Source organism: Lactococcus petauri, assembly GCF_002154895.1.
GTDB lineage: Bacteria > Bacillota > Bacilli > Lactobacillales > Streptococcaceae > Lactococcus > Lactococcus petauri.
Genome location: NZ_MUIZ01000005.1, coordinates 206863 through 224709 on the forward strand (window position 1 = coordinate 206863; position 17847 = coordinate 224709).

16 protein-coding genes, 8 tRNA genes and 1 rRNA gene are annotated in these 17847 nt (G+C 38.8%); 8 read left to right on the forward strand and 17 right to left on the reverse strand.

Features of this window, described 5'->3' with window-relative positions:
• Nucleotides 1-58 precede the first annotated feature (58 nt).
• The 5 genes from BZZ03_RS08780 to BZZ03_RS08800 all read right to left on the reverse strand — a co-directional run bounded on the left by BZZ03_RS08780 (nt 59) and on the right by BZZ03_RS08800 (nt 5646).
• A complete protein-coding gene (locus tag BZZ03_RS08780; protein ID WP_019291514.1) occupies nt 59-1012 on the reverse strand; it encodes an L-threonine 3-dehydrogenase in 954 nt (317 codons plus the stop codon).
• Nucleotides 1013-1078: 66 nt separating this feature from the next.
• A complete protein-coding gene (locus BZZ03_RS08785; protein WP_014025448.1) occupies nt 1079-2269 on the reverse strand; it encodes a glycine C-acetyltransferase in 1191 nt (396 codons plus the stop codon).
• 226 nt (nt 2270-2495) lie between these two features.
• On the reverse strand, nt 2496-3503 hold the full coding sequence (gene tdcB / locus BZZ03_RS08790) for a bifunctional threonine ammonia-lyase/L-serine ammonia-lyase TdcB (RefSeq protein WP_003133199.1): 1008 nt from the start codon (nt 3501-3503) through the stop codon (nt 2496-2498).
• A 24-nt stretch (nt 3504-3527) separates the two neighbouring features.
• A complete protein-coding gene (locus BZZ03_RS08795) occupies nt 3528-4622 on the reverse strand; it encodes an alanine dehydrogenase (RefSeq protein ID WP_019291512.1) in 1095 nt (364 codons plus the stop codon).
• Nucleotides 4623-4800: 178 nt separating this feature from the next.
• On the reverse strand, nt 4801-5646 hold the full coding sequence (locus BZZ03_RS08800) for an aldo/keto reductase (protein ID WP_086583037.1): 846 nt from the start codon (nt 5644-5646) through the stop codon (nt 4801-4803).
• A 119-nt stretch (nt 5647-5765) separates the two neighbouring features.
• On the opposite strand from BZZ03_RS08800, the gene BZZ03_RS08805 reads away from it, so the two are divergent.
• The 8 genes from BZZ03_RS08805 (at nt 5766) to BZZ03_RS08835 (ending at nt 12556) form a co-directional block, all read left to right on the forward strand.
• Entirely contained in the window at nt 5766-6245 is a 480-nt protein-coding gene (locus BZZ03_RS08805; RefSeq protein WP_003133193.1) for an S-ribosylhomocysteine lyase, read from the forward strand.
• Between the two features lie 14 nt (nt 6246-6259).
• Nucleotides 6260-6409: a hypothetical protein gene (locus BZZ03_RS12180; protein ID WP_014025452.1), complete on the forward strand. Its 150-nt coding sequence runs from the start codon at nt 6260-6262 to the stop codon at nt 6407-6409.
• Entirely contained in the window at nt 6406-7419 is a 1014-nt protein-coding gene (locus BZZ03_RS08810) for a Gfo/Idh/MocA family oxidoreductase (protein ID WP_086583038.1), read from the forward strand. Before BZZ03_RS12180 ends, BZZ03_RS08810 begins: the two co-directional genes overlap by 4 nt.
• A 97-nt stretch (nt 7420-7516) precedes the next feature.
• Nucleotides 7517-8359, forward strand: a complete 843-nt coding sequence (locus BZZ03_RS08815) for an ABC transporter ATP-binding protein (RefSeq protein ID WP_019292970.1) — start codon at nt 7517-7519, stop codon at nt 8357-8359.
• Nucleotides 8352-9854, forward strand: coding sequence for an ABC transporter permease/substrate-binding protein (locus BZZ03_RS08820; RefSeq protein WP_019291508.1), 1503 nt, complete (start codon nt 8352-8354; stop codon nt 9852-9854). Before BZZ03_RS08815 ends, BZZ03_RS08820 begins: the two co-directional genes overlap by 8 nt.
• 96 nt (nt 9855-9950) lie before the next feature.
• Nucleotides 9951-11219 (forward strand): BaiN/RdsA family NAD(P)/FAD-dependent oxidoreductase, encoded by a 1269-nt coding sequence (locus BZZ03_RS08825; protein WP_061414199.1) that lies wholly within the window; start codon nt 9951-9953, stop codon nt 11217-11219.
• Between the two features lie 83 nt (nt 11220-11302).
• A tRNA-Leu gene (locus BZZ03_RS08830) sits at nt 11303-11388 on the forward strand.
• Between the two features lie 133 nt (nt 11389-11521).
• A complete protein-coding gene (locus tag BZZ03_RS08835; protein WP_029345650.1) occupies nt 11522-12556 on the forward strand; it encodes a YdcF family protein in 1035 nt (344 codons plus the stop codon).
• A gap of 34 nt (nt 12557-12590) precedes the next feature.
• Here BZZ03_RS08835 and BZZ03_RS08840 read toward each other — a convergent pair whose 3' ends face one another.
• The 12 genes from BZZ03_RS08840 to rrf all read right to left on the reverse strand — a co-directional run bounded on the left by BZZ03_RS08840 (nt 12591) and on the right by rrf (nt 17836).
• Nucleotides 12591-13385, reverse strand: coding sequence for a TraX family protein (locus BZZ03_RS08840; protein ID WP_086583039.1), 795 nt, complete (start codon nt 13383-13385; stop codon nt 12591-12593).
• 216 nt (nt 13386-13601) lie between these two features.
• Entirely contained in the window at nt 13602-14771 is a 1170-nt protein-coding gene (locus BZZ03_RS08845) for a class I SAM-dependent rRNA methyltransferase (RefSeq protein ID WP_086583040.1), read from the reverse strand.
• Nucleotides 14772-14818: 47 nt separating this feature from the next.
• The gene (locus tag BZZ03_RS08850) at nt 14819-16015 is read right to left on the reverse strand and encodes a phosphoglycerate kinase (protein WP_014025460.1); all 1197 of its coding nucleotides are present in this window, start codon (nt 16013-16015) and stop codon (nt 14819-14821) included.
• 92 nt (nt 16016-16107) lie between these two features.
• Complete coding sequence (locus tag BZZ03_RS08855; RefSeq protein ID WP_029343540.1) at nt 16108-16593, reverse strand: hypothetical protein; 486 nt, start codon at nt 16591-16593, stop codon at nt 16108-16110.
• A gap of 386 nt (nt 16594-16979) precedes the next feature.
• A tRNA-Leu gene (locus BZZ03_RS08860) sits at nt 16980-17065 on the reverse strand.
• Nucleotides 17066-17103: 38 nt separating this feature from the next.
• A tRNA-Gly gene (locus BZZ03_RS08865) sits at nt 17104-17175 on the reverse strand.
• Between the two features lie 70 nt (nt 17176-17245).
• A tRNA-Thr gene (locus BZZ03_RS08870) sits at nt 17246-17318 on the reverse strand.
• A gap of 11 nt (nt 17319-17329) precedes the next feature.
• A tRNA-Leu gene (locus tag BZZ03_RS08875) sits at nt 17330-17411 on the reverse strand.
• Between the two features lie 46 nt (nt 17412-17457).
• A tRNA-Lys gene (locus BZZ03_RS08880) sits at nt 17458-17530 on the reverse strand.
• Between the two features lie 38 nt (nt 17531-17568).
• Nucleotides 17569-17641: transfer RNA gene (locus BZZ03_RS08885), tRNA-Asp, on the reverse strand.
• 2 nt (nt 17642-17643) lie between these two features.
• Nucleotides 17644-17716, reverse strand: a tRNA-Val gene (locus BZZ03_RS08890).
• A 4-nt stretch (nt 17717-17720) separates the two neighbouring features.
• Nucleotides 17721-17836 (reverse strand): 5S ribosomal RNA (gene rrf, locus BZZ03_RS08895).
• Nucleotides 17837-17847 lie beyond the last annotated feature (11 nt).

Genomic DNA, 17847 nt, shown 5'->3' on the forward strand with positions numbered 1-17847 from the left:
CCGATTACTCTCTTATTTTAACATAATTTTAGATTTTGTGATGGGATGAACTTAGTTTTTAGCCTTTTAATTTTTCTGTAAGTTTTTCAAGCATTTCTTTCGTCATTGCATCTAAATCATATTTAGGATTGAAGCCCCATTCTTCTTTGGCACAAGTTGCATCGATAGAGTTTGGCCAGCTGTCTGCAATACCTTGACGGACTGGATCTACATCATAATCCATTGTAAAGTCTGGCATGAATTTTTTGATTGATGCAGCAATTTCTTCAGGCTCAAAACTCATCGCAGTAATATTAAAAGCGTTACGGTTTACTAATTTGTCTGCAGGGGCATTCATCAAGTCAACAATAGCATCGATAGCATCAGGCATGTACATCATATCCATCTTTGTTCCTTCAGCGATAAAGCTTGAGTAATGACCATTTTTAATTGCCTCGTAATAAATATCTACAGCATAGTCTGTCGTTCCTCCACCAGGCAATGTTTTATAAGAAATCAAACCTGGGAAACGTACACCACGTGTATCAACACCAAATTTAGTGTAGTAGTAATCACAAAGCAATTCCATAGAAACTTTAGTCACACCGTACATTGTATTTGGACGTTGAATAGTTACTTGAGGTGTGTTGTCCATTGGAGTGCTTGGTCCAAAGGCAGCAATAGATGATGGTGAGAAGTATTGGAGGTTAAGTTCACGCGCTGTTTCTAAGGCATTAACCAAGCCACCCATATTCAAATTCCAAGCAAATTGTGGTTTTGCTTCTGCAACAGCTGAAAGAAGTGAAGCCAAGTGGATAATTGTATCCACACCATTATCTTTAGCAATTGCCATCATTTTGTCACGGTCCATGACGTCCAAAATTTCAAAATGGCCGTCAGTCACAACTGGATTACCTTCAACTTCACGTACATCTGTTGCGATAACATTATCAACCCCAAGATCTTTCCGAAGACGTTCTGTTAATTCTGATCCGATTTGTCCGAGTGCGCCTGTGATGAGTACTTTTTTCATTATATTTTCTCCAATATATTTGTTGTATACTTACTTGTAATAGAAAGTTTTTATTGCCCCAAGAAATTAAATCAAGCCGATCTCTTTACCTACTTTGGCAAAAACAGCAACAGCTTCATCTAACATTTCTTTCGTATGCGCTGCTGTAGGCATCGCACGTACACGTCCTGTTCCAAGTGGTACAGTTGGGAAGACGATAGGTTTAACATAGACGCCATTTTCAATCAATTTCTTAGAAAACTCTTGTGTTTTTGCTTCATCTCCAAGAATCACTGGTGTGATTGGTGTTTCAGATACACCTGTATCAAAGCCGGCTTTTTGTAATTCTTCTTTGAAGTATTTTGCGTTGTCCCAAAGTGTTTCGACATATTCTGGATGATCATGCATTAAGACAAAGGCTTCTTTTGCTGCTGCTGCTGCACCCGGTGTCAATGAAGTTGAGAAAAGGAAAGGACGTCCTTGTGATTTAAGCCAATCAACCAAAAGTTTTGATCCCGCTACATATCCGCCTACTACACCAATCGCTTTTGAAAGAGTACCGATTTGGAAGTCAATCTTATCTTGCAAGCCAAAATGTTTTACTGTACCGGCTCCGCCGCCCATAACACCAGAACCATGCGCATCATCAACATAAGTAATCAAATCATATTTTTCAGCGATTTCAACAATTTCTGGCAATTTAGCAACGTCCCCATCCATTGAGAACACACCGTCTGTGATGTACATTACTTTATTGTATTCACCAGACTCAGTCGCTTCTTTTGCTTTTGCTTCAAGGTCAGCCATATCTTGATGCTTAACACGGATAATTTTAGCACCTGAGAGACGACATCCGTCAATAATTGAGGCATGGTTTAGTTCATCTGAAAGAATCGCATCACCTTTTTTCATTACGGCGCTAATCGCTCCCATATTACAATTGAAACCTGATTGAAACGCAATCGCGGCTTCTGTGCCTTTAAATTCAGCGATTGTTTTTTCCAATTCAATGTGTATATCTAAAGTGCCGTTGATAGTACGTACTGCACCAGCTCCAGCTCCATATTTATCTGTTGCATCTTTTGTTGCTTGAATTAATTCAGGACGTGTCGCAAATCCCAAATAGTTATTTGAAGCAAGGTTAATCATCTTGTTGCCCGCAACTGTAATTTCAGGACCATTAGCGCTATCTAAAACGTCAATTGTGTTGAGCAAACCCTTTTGTTTAAGGTCTCCAAGCCCATTTTCGAGGAACTGTGTTAAAACTTTTGAAGTCATTCTATAACCTTCTTTCAATTTTTAGTTACACACTTTGTAACCGTTTACAGTAAGTTTAACACTTTTTTTTTACTCCTGCAAGGATTTTTTGCACTTTGATTAAACTTTAATTTAAATTACATGTCTTTGTGAATTTCGTGATGTCAGAGTAAATTATCTCACGATTAAAAAAAGACTGAACTATACAAAAAAAGACTTTGAAATTCAAAGTCTTTTTTTGTAAGAATTATTGATCGTTGTCATTGGCAATGAGAAAATGATCCACAACATCTTCAATACGGGCCAAGTCAACATTCCCTCCTGAAACGATAGAAACAACTTTTTTGCCTTTCACATAATCATCAACTTTACCTGAGAGAATAGCTGCTGTTGCAAGAGCGCCAGCACCTTCCACCACGATTTTCGTACGTTGAATCAAATCTTTAATGGCTAATTCGATTTCTGCTTCTGTTACAAGAACCATATTATCAACGATTTGATTGACTACTTCAAAAGTCAATTCACCTGGATAAGCCACATGACAGCCATCTGCAATCGTTGGTGCTTCATCATGGTGCACTTTCTTACGTTCTCTAAAAGATGCAGTCATACCATGGCAATTTTCAGCTTGCACACCAATAACTTGGATATTAGGGTTAAAAGATTTCAAGGCAACCGCAACACCTGAAATCAAACCACCACCGCCTACTGGCACCAATACTGTGTCAACATCCCACAGATGATCTAAGATTTCTAGACCGATTGTTCCTTGTCCAGCCATTACTTCTGCATCATCATATGGAGGAATATACGTAATATTATTTTCCTTAGCATAAGCTTCACAAAAGGCCTTTGAGTCATCAAACTGTTCACCTTCAAGCATTACTTCTGCACCATAGCCACGTGTGGCATCAACCTTAGCTTGAGGTGCACCTTTTGGCATAACAATAATGCTCTTAATACCGAGAAGTTTTGAAGTTAAAGCCACACCTTGAGCATGGTTCCCTGCTGAACACGCAATCACTCCACGATCTTTCTCTTCTTGAGATAATTGAGCAATCTTATTGAAAGCGCCACGGAACTTGAATGAGCCTGTTAATTGCATATTTTCAAGTTTCAAGTAAACTTCGCCACCTGTTTTAGCAGTCAAGAACATTGACTGAATCAAGGGTGTTTCACGTGCATATTGTTTAACAGTGTTTTGAGCTTTTTTAATATCTTTAATTGTAATTGGCAGATTTGCTAAATTTGGCATAATTCTTTTTCCTTATATTTCTTTTTAGAGTTCCGTATAAGTGACATCAATTGAATCAGCAAGTGCTTTAGAAACAACTTTTCCTTTATAAACACTCAACCCAGATAAGAGTTCTTTTGATTTCAGCGCCTCATCTAATCCTTTGACTGAAATATCCTTAAGGAAAGAGATATTGCCCTGAGCCAAAGCAATTGTTGCTGTACGAGGTGTTGCTCCTGGCATATTTGGCACAGCGTAATGAATTATGCCGTGTTTGATGAAGACTGGATCCGCATGGTTTGTTGCATGATCGATTGTTTCAACAGTTCCTCCTTGGTCAATAGCGATGTCCACGATAACAGAACCTGGTTTCATAGATTTAACCATATATTCTTTGACTAATTTTGGTGGTTTAGCGCCAGGGATTAAGATTGTTGAGATAAAGACATCTGCAAGTTTAATATTTTCTTCCAATGCTTCTGTTGTTGATTTAACGATTTCAACTGTTTTTCCTGCATAGCGTTCTTTAAGTTGGGCGATACGCGCATCACCAAGTTCAATGATAATAACCTTACATCCCAAAGCAACAGCCATATCGGCAGCATTTTCTGCAGCATTACCTCCACCGAAGATAACAACTGTACCAGCCTCGATACCTTCAATACCAGGAAGAAGAATTCCTTCCCCTTCATGTTGTTTTTCAAGATAATATTGCCCAATATTAACTGCACGACGTCCCGCAATAGCTGACATTGGTTTAAGCAACTCAAGCACACCATTGATTGAGATATTTTCACCGGAAATAGCTGTTACACCGACTTCCATCATTTTTTCCACACAAGCTTTATTGGCTGCCAAGTGTAAGAATCCCCAAATAATTTGGCCTGGTTTGAAATATTTATATTCAGATTCCATTGGTTCTTTGACTTTAACAATCAGCTCTGCTTCCCAAGCAGTTTCTGTATCGACGATTTGTCCTCCAGCCGCTTCATAAAGGTCATTTGTAAAACCACAACCTGCACCAGCATTACTATCGACAAGTACTTCATTACCTGCTTCAACGAGAATTTTTACGTTTTCTGGAGTCATCCCTACACGCGCTTCACCTTGTTTGGGGTCTTTAATTACACCAATTTTCATTTTGTTTCTCCTTTGTGAATTCTTTATCAATTAAATGATAGCACTTTCATATTCATTTAGCAATTATTATTGTGAAATAAAACACTTTTTTAACGTTTTATTATTCTTCCTGTCTATATTCTGTCAATTATAAAAAAAGACACTCAAATCTTACAATTTGAATGTCCTTAAATTTATTTTAGTGGTCCACTTCGTCTGGATTGCGTGCCAGACCTGCTTTCCCATGAAGGCTGTCAATAAAGGTGATATCTTCTTCGGTCAAATCAAAATCAAAAATATCCGCATTTTCTTTAATACGGCTTGCCGTCACAGACTTAGGTAAAGGAAGATAACCTTTGTGTAAACTCCAACGTAAAACGACTTGGGCAACTGTTTTACCATATTTATCTGCAATATCCGTCAATTCAGTAACCGCAAAAATTTTACCTGTGCCAAGTGGGCTATAAGCTTCTGTCAAAATATCGTGTGCTTTATTGAAAGCTACAACCTCTTCTTGCTGATCCGAAGGATTAACCATAATTTGGTTGACAACAGGTTTAATTTCAGCAACTTCCAGTAAAGGTTCTAAGTGACGTGGATGGAAGTTAGACACCCCGATAGCTCGAACTTTTTTGTCCCGTACGCCTTCTTCCATTGCTTTCCAAACCGCAGCATTACGCTCGGCAAAGTTTGGTCGAAACGCTTTTGGATTTGGCCAGTGAATAAGATAAAGGTCCACGTAGTCTAAACCTAGTTTTTCCAAGCTTTCATCTAGTGCTGCTCGGGCATCTTCTGTTGTACCAACAGCCCAAAGCTTCGTTGTAATAAACAAGTCTTCGCGAGCAATTCCACTGTCTTTAATCGCGCGTCCCACTGACTCTTCATTGCCATAGACAGCTGCTGTATCAATATGACGATAGCCAACTTCTAAGGCCGTTTTTACAGCTTGATATGCTTCTTCACCATCTTTAGATTGCCATGTTCCAAAACCAACTTTTGGAATTGTCATACCATTTTCGAGAGTGTAAGTTTCTGTAAGTGACATAATTTCTCCTTTTCTTTACTTTCTAGCTTCATTCTATCACTTTACGAGGTCAGACAAAAAAATTTTGGTTCAAAAAATGGTAAAATAGAAGAATACTAAGAATACTGGAGGTAGAAAATATGGCTGAAGTAGAATCATTCCAGCTCGATCACACAAAAGTTTTAGCACCTTACGTGCGCCTAATTGGGACAGAGACTGGTCCTAAAGGTGACATCATCACCAACTTTGATGTCCGTTTTGTGCAACCTAATCACGGTGAAATCCCGACAAGTGGGCTACATACTATCGAACACTCAATGGCAAGTTTGATTCGTGACCGTATTGATGGCATGATTGACTTTTCTCCTTTTGGATGTCGTACTGGCTTCCATATGATTATGTGGGGCGAACCAACTGCTGAGGAGATTGCTAAAGTGATCACTTCATCTTTGGAAGAGCTCGCAGGAGACAGTTTCACTTGGGATAATGTCCCAGGGGTTGCCGAAAAAGAATGTGGAAATTATCGCGATCACTCATTATTTTCAGCAAAAGAATGGGCGAAGAAAATTTTAAGTGAAGGTATCTCCTCGGATGCTTTCGAACGTCGCCTTGTAAAATAGAGAGAAAGAGAACCATGGGAAAGTATCAATTAGATTATAAAGGGCAAGCCTCTGTCCAAAAATTCCACGAAAAAAATTCAAATAAAAAGACAGATAAATTGTCAAAAATCGAAGAATTAAAAAAACAACACCAAGCGAAAAAGAAAAAAGAGAAGAAAGCATGAAAAAGTTAAACATTGCTTATGTTGGTTTTGGGAAGTCCACCAATCGCTATCATATTCCTTATGTTAAAATCCGTGAGCACTTCAACATTGCGCGCATTGTCAACCGTAGCCTAGGCAAACGTCCTGAGCAAGCTATTCTTGAGGCTGAAGGAACTATTTTTTCAACAGACATCAATGATATTATTCAAGATGATTCAATTGATTTAGTCATTGTCGTCACTCCAGGTGCTGCACACTATGAAACCAGTAAAAAGCTTTTACTGGGTGGAAAAAACGTTATCTGTGACAAACCGCTAGTAGAAACGTTAGAACAAGCCGAAGAATTAGTTGGTATCGCTCAAGAAAAGAAGCTCTTCTTTATGCCTTTCCAAAACCGTCGTTTTGACAGTGATTTTTTGACAATCAAAAAAGTTTTGGATACGGGTTACCTAGGAGATTTGCTTGACATTACTGTCACTATGGATCACTATCGTCCAGCAGATGCAACTGCTGGTAAAAACTTTGATGGCGCCTGGTATGGCCATGGTGTACACATGGTTGACCAAATGGTTTCACTCTTTGGACAGCCAAAAGATGTACAATACGATATTCGTTCAACACGCGATTCAAATGCTGTAGATGATTACTTCTCTGTAAACTTGCTTTACACCGATTTCCGAGCAACAGTTCAAGCCACTGAACTGGCTGCACTCAAACGTCCCAAATGGGTGCTTTATGGTTCTAGAGGAACTTTAATTAAAGAAAACGTTGACCAACAGGAAAATGATTTGAAGGTGGGAATCTTCCCGGGAAGTGACGGTTTTGGGGCCGATGCACCGCAAGATTTTGCTCAATTGACATACTACAATCAAAATGGCGATCGCATTGAAAAGTCAATTCCTACGGTTTCAGGCGATTATGGTCGTGTCTATGATGCAGCTTATGAGTCACTCGTGAATGGAGCTGAAAAACTCGTTTCGGATGATCAAATTTTGACAGTTATTGAAACTTTAGAAAATGGCTTTAAATAAAAAGTCCTCTTTGAGGGCTTTTTCTATACCCTTCCATCCATAAAAATAGCAATCCATTTCCTGAAAGAACTGAAAGATAAAATGTTAAAATGACACTATGACTATTACATTTAAAAATGTCACTAAAAAATACGGAGACAAAGCCGTACTTTCAGATATCAACTTATCCATTGAAAGTCACGAGTTTTTTGTTCTCGCAGGCTCTTCTGGTGGCGGAAAAACAACATTACTCAAGATGGTTAACCGGCTCATCGAACCCAATGAAGGGCAGGTCCTCATTGATGATCAAGATATTCAAACAATTAACTTAAGAGACTTGCGTCTTCAAATAGGATATGTGCTTCAACAAATTGCGCTCTTTCCTAACATGACCGTTTTAGAAAATATTGGTATCATCCCGACAATGAAAGGTTGGAGCAAAAGAGAAACGCGTGAGCGCGTACTCGAACTCCTTCCTTTAGTGGGTCTAGATGCTGAAAAGTACCTTAACCGATACCCTCATGAACTTTCTGGAGGTGAAGCACAACGGATTGGTATTTTGCGTGCTATCGCCTGTAAACCAAAGATTATTTTAATGGACGAACCTTTCTCCGCTCTGGATCCTATCTCCCGTAAACAGCTACAGGAACTGGTCAAAGATTTGCAGAAAACCTTAAAAATCACAACGGTTTTTGTTACCCACGATATGTCTGAAGGAATGGCGATGGCTGACCGTATCGCAATTCTCAAAGACGGTGAACTTCAACAGGTGGGACGTCCCCAAGAAATTTTAAATGCCCCAGCAAATACTTTTGTGGCGGACTTCTTCACTGATTATCAGCAAGACTTGTCTCAATATAAATTAAAAAATCTTGAACAAGTCCTTGCAACTCATGATTTTTCGGAAGAAACGCCTTTGGGGGAAATCTTAAATAGTCTGGAGGACGATGCTCATGAATAATTTGATTTCTACCTTTCAACAGCAAGAGCACCAGTTTTGGCTTGCTCTTCTAGAGCATATCCAAATTTCCTTGGTTTCTCTTTTTATCGCTATTTTAATCGCTCTTCCCCTTGCTTTACTTTTAAGACGTTACCCCAAAATTGCTGAGCCAGTACTGCAACTTACCGGAATTTTCCAAACGATTCCAAGTTTGGCCTTACTTGGATTATTGATTCCTTTTATTGGGATTGGTTCTTTGCCAGCTATTGTCGCATTAGTTGTCTACGCTCTTTTTCCTATTATTCAAAACACCTATACCGGTCTTCAGCAAATTGATCAGTCTTTAATTGAAGCAGCAACTGCTTTTGGGATGAACCGACGAGAGCGCTTGATGAAGTTTGAGCTGATACTTGCTCTTCCCTTTATTATGGCTGGTATTCGTACAAGTGCTGTCATGATTATTGGGACAGCAACTTTAGCTGCACTTATTGGAGCAGGCGGACTCGGAAACTTCATCCTCTTGGGCATTAACTCCAATGATGTTAACCTTATCCTGATTGGAGCGATTTCTTCTGCTTTATTGGCCGTTATTTTCTCAACCTTACTCCGCTTCTTGGAAAAAGCAAAAATTCGTACCATTCTGATTAGCTTCTTTGCTGGTCTTTTACTCTTGCTAGGGTCGTATTATCAACCTCAATCCAATACTCATCCACAGATTACCATTGCTGGAAAGCTCGGAGCTGAGCCGACACTTTTGATAAATATGTACAAGGAAGTCATTGAAAAGAACAGTGATATCGAAGTCACACTCAAGTCCAACTTTGGAGACACAACCTTCCTTTACAATGCTTTAAAATCCAATAAAATTGATATTTATCCTGAATTTTCTGGAACAGTCTTAACGACATTCTTGAAAAAAAACACAACCTCCACCGACCCCAAAAAAGTTTACGAAGAGGCACGCACAGGTATTGCTAAACTTGATAACTTTGCCTATCTTACACCTATGGAGTTTCAAGATACTTATGCTTTAGCTGTGAAAAATAGCTACGCCCAGAAACATCACCTTAAAAATATTTCTGATCTCCAAGGGCTTCCTTCAGTTAAAGCTGGCTTTGACTTAGAATTCGCACACCGCCAAGATGGCTATATTGGCATTCAAAGTTTATATGGACTAAATTTTGATGTGAAGACAATGCAAACAAGTTTGATCTACAATGCCTTGAATAGTGACAGCATTGATTTAGCCCAAGTTTATTCCACAGACAGTCAAATCAAACAATATGAACTGACCGTCCTGAATGATGATAAAAATCTTTTCCCACCATATCAAGCAGCTCCTTTGATGAATAAAAATCTCCTTAAGAAATACCCCCAATTGGAGCAAATTTTAAACCGACTTTCAGGAAAAATTACCAATCAGGAAATGATTGATATGAATTACGCCGTCAATGTTGAGCAAAAAGATCCTGCTGCCGTGGCACATGACTTTTTAGTGAAACACAGTTTGATTTAAAGGTTGAGCTTAAGAACTCTTACATAAGGGTTCTTTTTATATATTTCATAAGCGAGCGCAAGAAATCAGCACCTGAAACTATGCTATAATGAAGTTATGAAAAAATATGATGTAATCGTTGTTGGAGCCGGACCTTCGGGTATGATGGCAGCAATAGCTGCTGCAGAAAATGGTGCACATACAGCTTTAATTGATAAGAACAAAAAAGTAGGAAAAAAACTGTTGATGACGGGAGGCGGACGATGTAACGTTACCAACAGCCATTCGGTGGACGAAATTATCACCCATGTCCCTGGAAATGGCCGTTTCTTGCACAGTGCTTTTGCTCAATTTTCAAACTTAGATATTATTGACTTCTTTGAAAAAAATGGTATTCCACTCAAGGAGGAAGACCATGGTCGAATGTTTCCTGTAACCGATAAATCTCGAACAATTGTTGAGGGCCTTTTCAGTAAAATAGAGGAGCTTCATGTGGACTATTTTCCAAACGCTGCTGTAACTGAACTCAATATAGAACATGGTGCTATTACAGGACTTGAAACAGAAACAGATAGCTTCACAGCCTCTTGTGTTGTCTTATCTACTGGCGGACGCGCCTATCCCTCGACAGGTTCCACTGGTGACGGTTATAAATTAACACGAAGTGCTGGTCATACAATCACAACACTTTATCCGACAGAATCCCCATTAATTTCTTCTGAAACATTTATTAGTGAGAAAACTTTACAAGGTATCTCTCTTCGAGATATCCGATTAAGTGTACTTAATGCTAAAGGGAAAATCATCATTGAACATCAAATGGACATGCTCTTCACGCACTTTGGTCTCAGTGGCCCTGCAGCACTTCGCTGTTCTAGCTTTATCAACCAAGAACTAGCTAAAGGCGCAGAAAGTGTGACTGTCCAGCTGGACAGCTTCCCTGACATATCTGTAGCACAACTCTTAAACGACTTGAAAAATACTGCGCGTGACAATGGCAAGGCTGTTAAAAATGCTTTTGCAGCGCTCACGCAGGAACGCTATTTACTTTTCTTACTGGATAAAGTTCAAATCGACGCAGATATACCTGCAAAGCAATTGACCGAAAAACAGTTGGAGAAATTTTCTCATATCCTTAAAGCATTTCCAATCCAAATCGATAAAACTTTTCCGATTGAAAAATCTTTTGTCACTGGTGGAGGCGTTCAGCTTAAAGAAATTAATCCAAAGACAATGGAAAGTAAATTAACAGCCGGTCTATATATGACTGGGGAATTGCTCGATATTAACGGTTATACGGGTGGCTATAATATCACTTGTGCTTTTGTGACTGGTCATGTAGCAGGTGCCCATGCTGCAGAAATGGCCTCTTATATGAAATACTGAACATACTTTATAAAAACATCTAAAAGTTAAGTTCATTCTTGCATTCTTTCTCGTGAAATGGTATTATATTAAAGTACCAATTCGCGGAAGTGGCGGAATTGGCAGACGCGCAGGATTAAGGATCCTGTGGCCTATCTTGGCTGTGCGGGTTCAAGTCCCGCCTTCCGCATCGTAAAAATACCGGTTTCTTTCCGGTATTTTTTTATATTTCTTATTTCAAATAAATACCTCCTCAGTAATACAAAATACTGGTTTACCAAGGCGCGAACATGGTATACTAATTTTATCTATTGGAGGACTTTATGCTATATCTACTTTTTTTTCTCGCTATTTCTGGGATAGGCTATTTGCTAATAAAATTTAAAGATCGCAGTATCTTGGGCGGGCTGCTTTTTGCTGCTGGGTTGATTCTCTCATTTTTCACCCTTTTAATTCTTGGACTCGTTTTCCTTGATAAAACCTCCTCTCATGGTTCAATGCTTGCTTTAGCAATTTTTTATTTGCTTCTCCCTCTCATCTTTTTAGCTGTATGCATCTATCTCATTTTCAATTCACAAACGATGCGTACTAAAGAAGGAAAAAGTTTAACTGCAAAGCTCTCCGCTGCCATGGGCTTAAATTTAATCATCAGTTTCCCTCTTTTTCTATTTTTAATCACAGGTATGTTCAAACTACCACTTTTTCTGGATATAATTTTGTTATTTATCCTCTTACTTGATTTAATACTGTCCTTCATCTTTATTGCTTACCTCTTTTATTCTTGGATGTACCAGATGCTGCCGCTTAAAAAGCATATTGACTATATTATTGTACTTGGATCTGGTATTTCTAGTGAAGACGTTCCACCGCTTCTTAAAAGCCGCTTGGACAAAGGGATTGAATATTTCTACAAAAATCCGAATGCGAAATTTGTTGTGAGTGGTGGGCAAGGTGCTGATGAGCCTGTTTCTGAAGCTTATGCTATGCGTAAATACCTCCTCTCTCAGCATATTCCTGAAAATATGATTATTTTAGAAGATCAATCAACTACAACTTATGAAAATATGCTTTTTTCAAAACAGCTTATTGAAGAAGATTGGCTCACAAGATTTGAGGGTGGCCACCCAGCGCCAAGTATTATCTTTTCAACCAATAATTATCATGTACTCCGTGCACGTTTATATGCCCGTAGAGTGCATCTTAAGGCTGAAGGGGTTGGTGCACCAACAGCACTTTATTTCTTACCCACAGCCCTCATACGTGAATACGTGGCCCTCTTATCACACAATAAAATATGGGTTATGAGCCTCATTGGTTTTGTTTTCTTCGCTTTATTATATAGCTTTTTACCAATATAAAAACACACGGTTAATGAATGACCGTGTGTTTTTGTTATACTACACCTACCAAGGCATAGCGTAAGATGTACAGAATAAGCAAATGTGCGGGATAAAAATAATAGAAAAGATCTCTTTGCCACTGTGCGCCATTACCGCCACGTTGACCATTGTAGAGGTAAACGAAAGGTAAAACAGTAATAATCATAAATTCATTTGAAAAACTGAGTACCTGGTAAAGCGTGCCTGCTGCACTGCCTGTAAAATAGCCCACCAAACTCCATATAAGCAAAAGAAGACTAAAAGTAATAATCCCTGCTGAAATTTTTGCCCATCTTCTTCGGAAAAAATAGAAAATGAGGACCAATACAAGCTCATATGGGCCACCCTCACTCAACAGGATAAGGGGCAAAAGTAATATAATGACTAAACTATATGAAAAGCACTTAAGCTTCGTCCCTTGATTTTTACGAATAATATCAATTGCCCAGATTAAAGCAAATAAGAGCGCCAGCGTCATGAAAATATTTTGACCTGCAAGAAGTAAAAATATATCAAATTGCCCATATGGGTCCTCAAAACTGCTCCGTGTCAGCAAGTTGAAGCTAATATTGATGGCATACATTAGTAGACCACCACCTAAAAGCCTTAAAAAATATTTTTTTCGACTTCTTGTATAGTGAAAGCCTTCGACCATCATAAAGACAAATAGTGGTGCGACAAATCTCCCTAAAAAGCCTATCCAAGTAGGTAAGCCCAAATAACTTCCAAGATAAATGTTAATATGGTCGATAACCATAAATACTATACCTATGATTTTTAAATCATAGCTAGAAAAAATTTTTTTCATACTCTGTTCTCCCTTATTTGTGAAACAGATTTTCTAGAAGAAACCAGCCTAGCTGAAGATAGTTAAGAATCAAGAAAACTGCTTCTACTGAGACGGCTTTTTTTAAAAAAACTGATACCTTTTTATTATAAAGGAGAAATTGTACATCCACTCTTACATTTCAGTAATTTATGGCTTATTAAAAAACTGCTGGAGCAACTTTCCAACAGTTTTTTCTTATTTTTTGATTTGAATAAACAAGACTTTCAAATAATCACCTTCCGGGAAAGAAGAAGCCACCTTGAAGTCGGCAGGCAAGTGCTCTTCCTGAAAAATATCAAATTTAACTTTTTTATTTTTCAGAGCCTGTTCTACCATTGTACGGAATTTCTCACGGCTAACATTCGCAGCATTTGTAGAGGCAATCAAAAGTCCTTCTTTATTTAAAATATCGATTGATTCTTGAACGAGTTCCCCATAATTCTTTGCCACCGAAAAAGTCTTCTTCTTGTTGCGAGCAAAGCTTGGTGGATCTAAAACCACAACATCATAACTTAATTCTTTTTTCTTGGAATAATTAAAATAGCCAAAAACATCCATAACATAGATACGTTGACTCTCTGGCTCAATGCCATTCATTGTAAATTGTTCTCGCGTTTTATCCAAAGAACGTTTGGCCAAATCTACTGAAGTTGTCTGGCTTGCTCCTCCAAACGCTGCTGCAACCGAAAAAGCGCCTGTATAACTAAACATATTAAGAAGAGTCTTACCGGCCACTAAACCATTTGCTAGAGTACCACGCACTTCTTTCTGATCTAAGAAAATCCCTGTCATCAGCCCTTCATTCATATATGTTGCATAGGTCACACCATTTTCCTTAACGGCCAATGGTTCTGGGGCAATTTCTCCGCCTATATGTCGCGTTTCAAAACTTAGTCCATCAAAACGAATTTTTTCATAAATTCCTTTGATTTCAGGATAAACAGAGCGAAAGGCAGCTATAATGTCTGTACTTTGCGTATAGATAAAAGGATTGTACCAGCTAAAAACAGCATAATCGGCATAATAATCAACAGTTATACCGCCTAAGCCATCGCCTTCACCATTAAAAATCCGGAAAGCTGTTGTTAGGTCATCTTGGAAAAAAGAAAGACGTGCGCGCTTAGCTTCCTCAAACTTCTTTTCATAGAAACGCTGATTTATATCCTCTGGGATTTGACTTAAAAGCCAACCAGCGCCTTTATTTTGCTTCGATAAATAGCCTCTTCCTAAAAAGTTTTCTTTTTCATCAACAAAGTCAATAAACCCATCTTCCTGTGGAGTAGACTTTAAATCTTCGGCAACAATTAAGGGAAAAGCGCGACGAAGCTTAAGTGCAGCCTGCTTTTTTACTGTGATTTTCTTCATAGTATTATTGTATCAAAAAAACAGACCAGGGTCTGTTTTTTATTGCATTATTTTTCTGTAAGAGCATCAAGTCCTGGAAGAACTTTACCTTCGAGAAGTTCCATAGAAGCACCACCACCTGTAGAGATCCATGAGAATTTATCTGCACGGCCAAGGTTGATTGCTGCAGCTGCTGAGTCACCACCACCGATGATTGATTTTACACCTGGTTGAGCAATGATGGCATCCATAACACCAATAGTACCTGCTTGGAAATCAGGGTTTTCAAAGACACCCATAGGACCGTTCCAAACAACTGTTTTAGCACCTTCAAGCTCTTTAGCAAAACGTTCAACTGATTTAGGACCAGCATCAAGGCCAAGGAAACCTGCATCGACTGCTTCACCTTCAGTATCTTTTACTTCAGTGTAACCAGCAAAAGCATTTGCTTCTTTTGAGTCTACTGGCAAGATAAGTTTACCGTCTGCTTTTTCAAGCAATTCTTTTGCCAAGTCAAGTTTGTCTTCTTCAACCAAAGAATCACCGATTTCGATACCTTGTGCTTTGAAGAATGTGTACGCCATACCACCACCGATGATAACTTTGTCTGCTTTACCAAGCAAGTTTTCAATAACACCGATTTTATCTGAAACTTTTGAACCACCAAGGATCGCTACGAATGGGCGAACTGGGTTTTCAACAGCTTCTTGGATGTAAGCAATTTCGTTTTCAAGCAAGAAACCAGCTACTGCTTTATCCACGTTAGCAGAAATACCTACGTTTGAAGCGTGCGCACGGTGAGCAGTACCAAATGCATCATTTACGAAGATACCGTCTCCAAGTGAAGCCCAGTATTTACCAAGTTCAGGGTCATTTTTAGATTCTTTTTTACCATCAACATCTTCAAAACGAGTGTTTTCAACAAGCAAGATATCGCCATCTTTTAATTCAGCAATAGCAGCTTCCAATTCAGCACCACGTGTAGTTCCTGGGAAGACCACTTCTTTGCCCAATTTTTCGCCCAAAGCTGCTGCTACTGGAGCAAGAGATTTACCAGCTTTATCTGCTTCTTCTTTAACACGACCAAGGTGAGAGAAGAGAATTGCACGTCCGCCTTGTTCAAGTACATACTTAATTGTTGGAAGAGCTGCAGTAATACGGTTATCATTAGTAATTACACCATCTTTAAGTGGGACATTGAAGTCCACACGAATAAGAACTTTTTTTCCTTTAAGATCTACATCTTTAACAGTCAATTTTGCCATTTTCTGGAAATCTCCTATAAATTTTTATTTAGTAATAAAGTAATTATATCACAATTTAGGCAAAACTTTCTCTCCAAGCATTATCAATAAACTCACTGCTGATCATACAATATTTTCGTTATTTTTTCTTTCAAACGATACTTTTCCATACGATGCAATTCATCGCCCGCGAGATAACTTTTCAGGAGCCGTCGGTAACGTAAACTTAAGTTTTCAAAAACTTCTTCTAGTAAACTTCCAGAAATCAGCGTATGTTCTGGACTGGCCGCTTTACCTTTTAAAGCATCCGAATATTCGTATATGTCTAAGCCAGTCCCACAATCAAAACCCCTTTTAAAAGCCCGCTCCCTTCTTTTAATATCAATAAGTCTCTGCTTATAGCGCACCTTAAAATGGCAAAATAAATTTCTTTGTGTCACACCGTCGCTAAGCAAGTCATATAATACCAAGCGCCCTTCCTGCTGATAGTCATCAATCGTCCAAAAATTTATCGGAATTAAACGACTGCTTTTCCACACAATATGTTGGACAGAATGAAATATTTCTTCCAGCTGCTCCATATCTAAATTATGCTCCATCCTTATATTTTTTTCTCCCCTCTAGAATAACTTCCAACTTATCGTAATTTATTATGTTCCCCCTTCCTTTTGTGATATGCCCTACTCCTATATAGTAGAATACCATAGCTTCAATTAAATACAATTATCAAATTATTTTTATTTTTTAAATTTCTAAAACATAATCGAAATTATGGACATTTTTTAAGTTACAGAATATAAATTGACATTTTATCAAAAAAACTAGAATATTAGCACGTATCTTTTCATCTTAGAGTAATAAATAACAATTCTCTGATATTTAACAAACAAACTTATTTGTCAATAAAATAACTAGGTCACTAACCTAGTTATTAATAAAAATTATATAAAAAAACCAAGAGTCATAAAACTCTTGGTTTAACTGATGCCGAGGACCGGTTTCGAACCGGTACGAAGGTTACCCTTCGCAGGATTTTAAGTCCTGTGCGTCTGCCAGTTCCGCCACCCCGGCAAAATATGGAAAATCCCCCACTAAGGGAGAACTAACAAAGCGAACGACGAGATTCGAACTCGCGACCCCAACCATGGCAAGGTTGTGTTCTACCCCTGAACTACGTTCGCAACGCTTAAAGAAAGAAAAACTTTCTAAATACCTCTAGCTGCACTACACTAGGTCCAACAGTTAAAGGAATGCCGACTACATGATTCGAACACGCGACCCTCTGATTACAAATCAGATGCTCTACCAACTGAGCTAAGTCGGCTATAAAAGAAATGCGGATGAAGGGACTTGAACCCCCACGCCCTAAAGCACTAGAACCTAAATCTAGCGTGTCTGCCAATTTCACCACATCCGCTTGACAAGTTCTTTTACGCTTTATACCTCAACCTATTGTTAAAGTATGACCCGTGCTGGGCTCGAACCAGCGACCCTTTGATTAAAAGTCAAATGCTCTACCAACTGAGCTAACGAGTCTATTTCTTTTATTACCTTTCAAGTCTATCTACTTGAAACGGTTCCGACGGGAATCGAACCCGCGATCTTCGCCGTGACAGGGCGACGTGATAACCGCTACACTACGGAACCTATGGGAGTTAACGGGATCGAACCGCTGACCCTCTGCTTGTAAGGCAGATGCTCTCCCAGCTGAGCTAAACTCCCAATCACTTGGCATTTACCCTATCTCGCAGGGGGCAACCCCCAACTACTTCCGGCGTAATAGGACTTAACTTCTGTGTTCGACATGGGAACAGGTGTATCTCCTATGCAATGAATACCAAATCATGGTCTGA

Coding starts and splice junctions, on each gene's coding strand:
- tdcB (WP_003133199.1), bottom strand. CDS start 3,503: ATGCCAAATTTAGCAAATCTGCCAATTACAATTAAAGATATTAAAAAA.
- BZZ03_RS08840 (WP_086583039.1), bottom strand. CDS start 13,385: ATGAAAAAAATTTTTTCTAGCTATGATTTAAAAATCATAGGTATAGTA.
- BZZ03_RS08795 (WP_019291512.1), bottom strand. CDS start 4,622: ATGAAAATTGGTGTAATTAAAGACCCCAAACAAGGTGAAGCGCGTGTA.
- BZZ03_RS08780 (WP_019291514.1), bottom strand. CDS start 1,012: ATGAAAAAAGTACTCATCACAGGCGCACTCGGACAAATCGGATCAGAA.
- BZZ03_RS08855 (WP_029343540.1), bottom strand. CDS start 16,593: ATGGAGCATAATTTAGATATGGAGCAGCTGGAAGAAATATTTCATTCT.
- BZZ03_RS08820 (WP_019291508.1), top strand. CDS start 8,352: ATGAATAATTTGATTTCTACCTTTCAACAGCAAGAGCACCAGTTTTGG.
- BZZ03_RS08815 (WP_019292970.1), top strand. CDS start 7,517: ATGACTATTACATTTAAAAATGTCACTAAAAAATACGGAGACAAAGCC.
- BZZ03_RS12180 (WP_014025452.1), top strand. CDS start 6,260: ATGGGAAAGTATCAATTAGATTATAAAGGGCAAGCCTCTGTCCAAAAA.
- BZZ03_RS08800 (WP_086583037.1), bottom strand. CDS start 5,646: ATGTCACTTACAGAAACTTACACTCTCGAAAATGGTATGACAATTCCA.
- BZZ03_RS08785 (WP_014025448.1), bottom strand. CDS start 2,269: ATGACTTCAAAAGTTTTAACACAGTTCCTCGAAAATGGGCTTGGAGAC.
- BZZ03_RS08850 (WP_014025460.1), bottom strand. CDS start 16,015: ATGGCAAAATTGACTGTTAAAGATGTAGATCTTAAAGGAAAAAAAGTT.
- BZZ03_RS08825 (WP_061414199.1), top strand. CDS start 9,951: ATGAAAAAATATGATGTAATCGTTGTTGGAGCCGGACCTTCGGGTATG.
- BZZ03_RS08805 (WP_003133193.1), top strand. CDS start 5,766: ATGGCTGAAGTAGAATCATTCCAGCTCGATCACACAAAAGTTTTAGCA.
- BZZ03_RS08845 (WP_086583040.1), bottom strand. CDS start 14,771: ATGAAGAAAATCACAGTAAAAAAGCAGGCTGCACTTAAGCTTCGTCGC.
- BZZ03_RS08810 (WP_086583038.1), top strand. CDS start 6,406: ATGAAAAAGTTAAACATTGCTTATGTTGGTTTTGGGAAGTCCACCAAT.
- BZZ03_RS08835 (WP_029345650.1), top strand. CDS start 11,522: ATGCTATATCTACTTTTTTTTCTCGCTATTTCTGGGATAGGCTATTTG.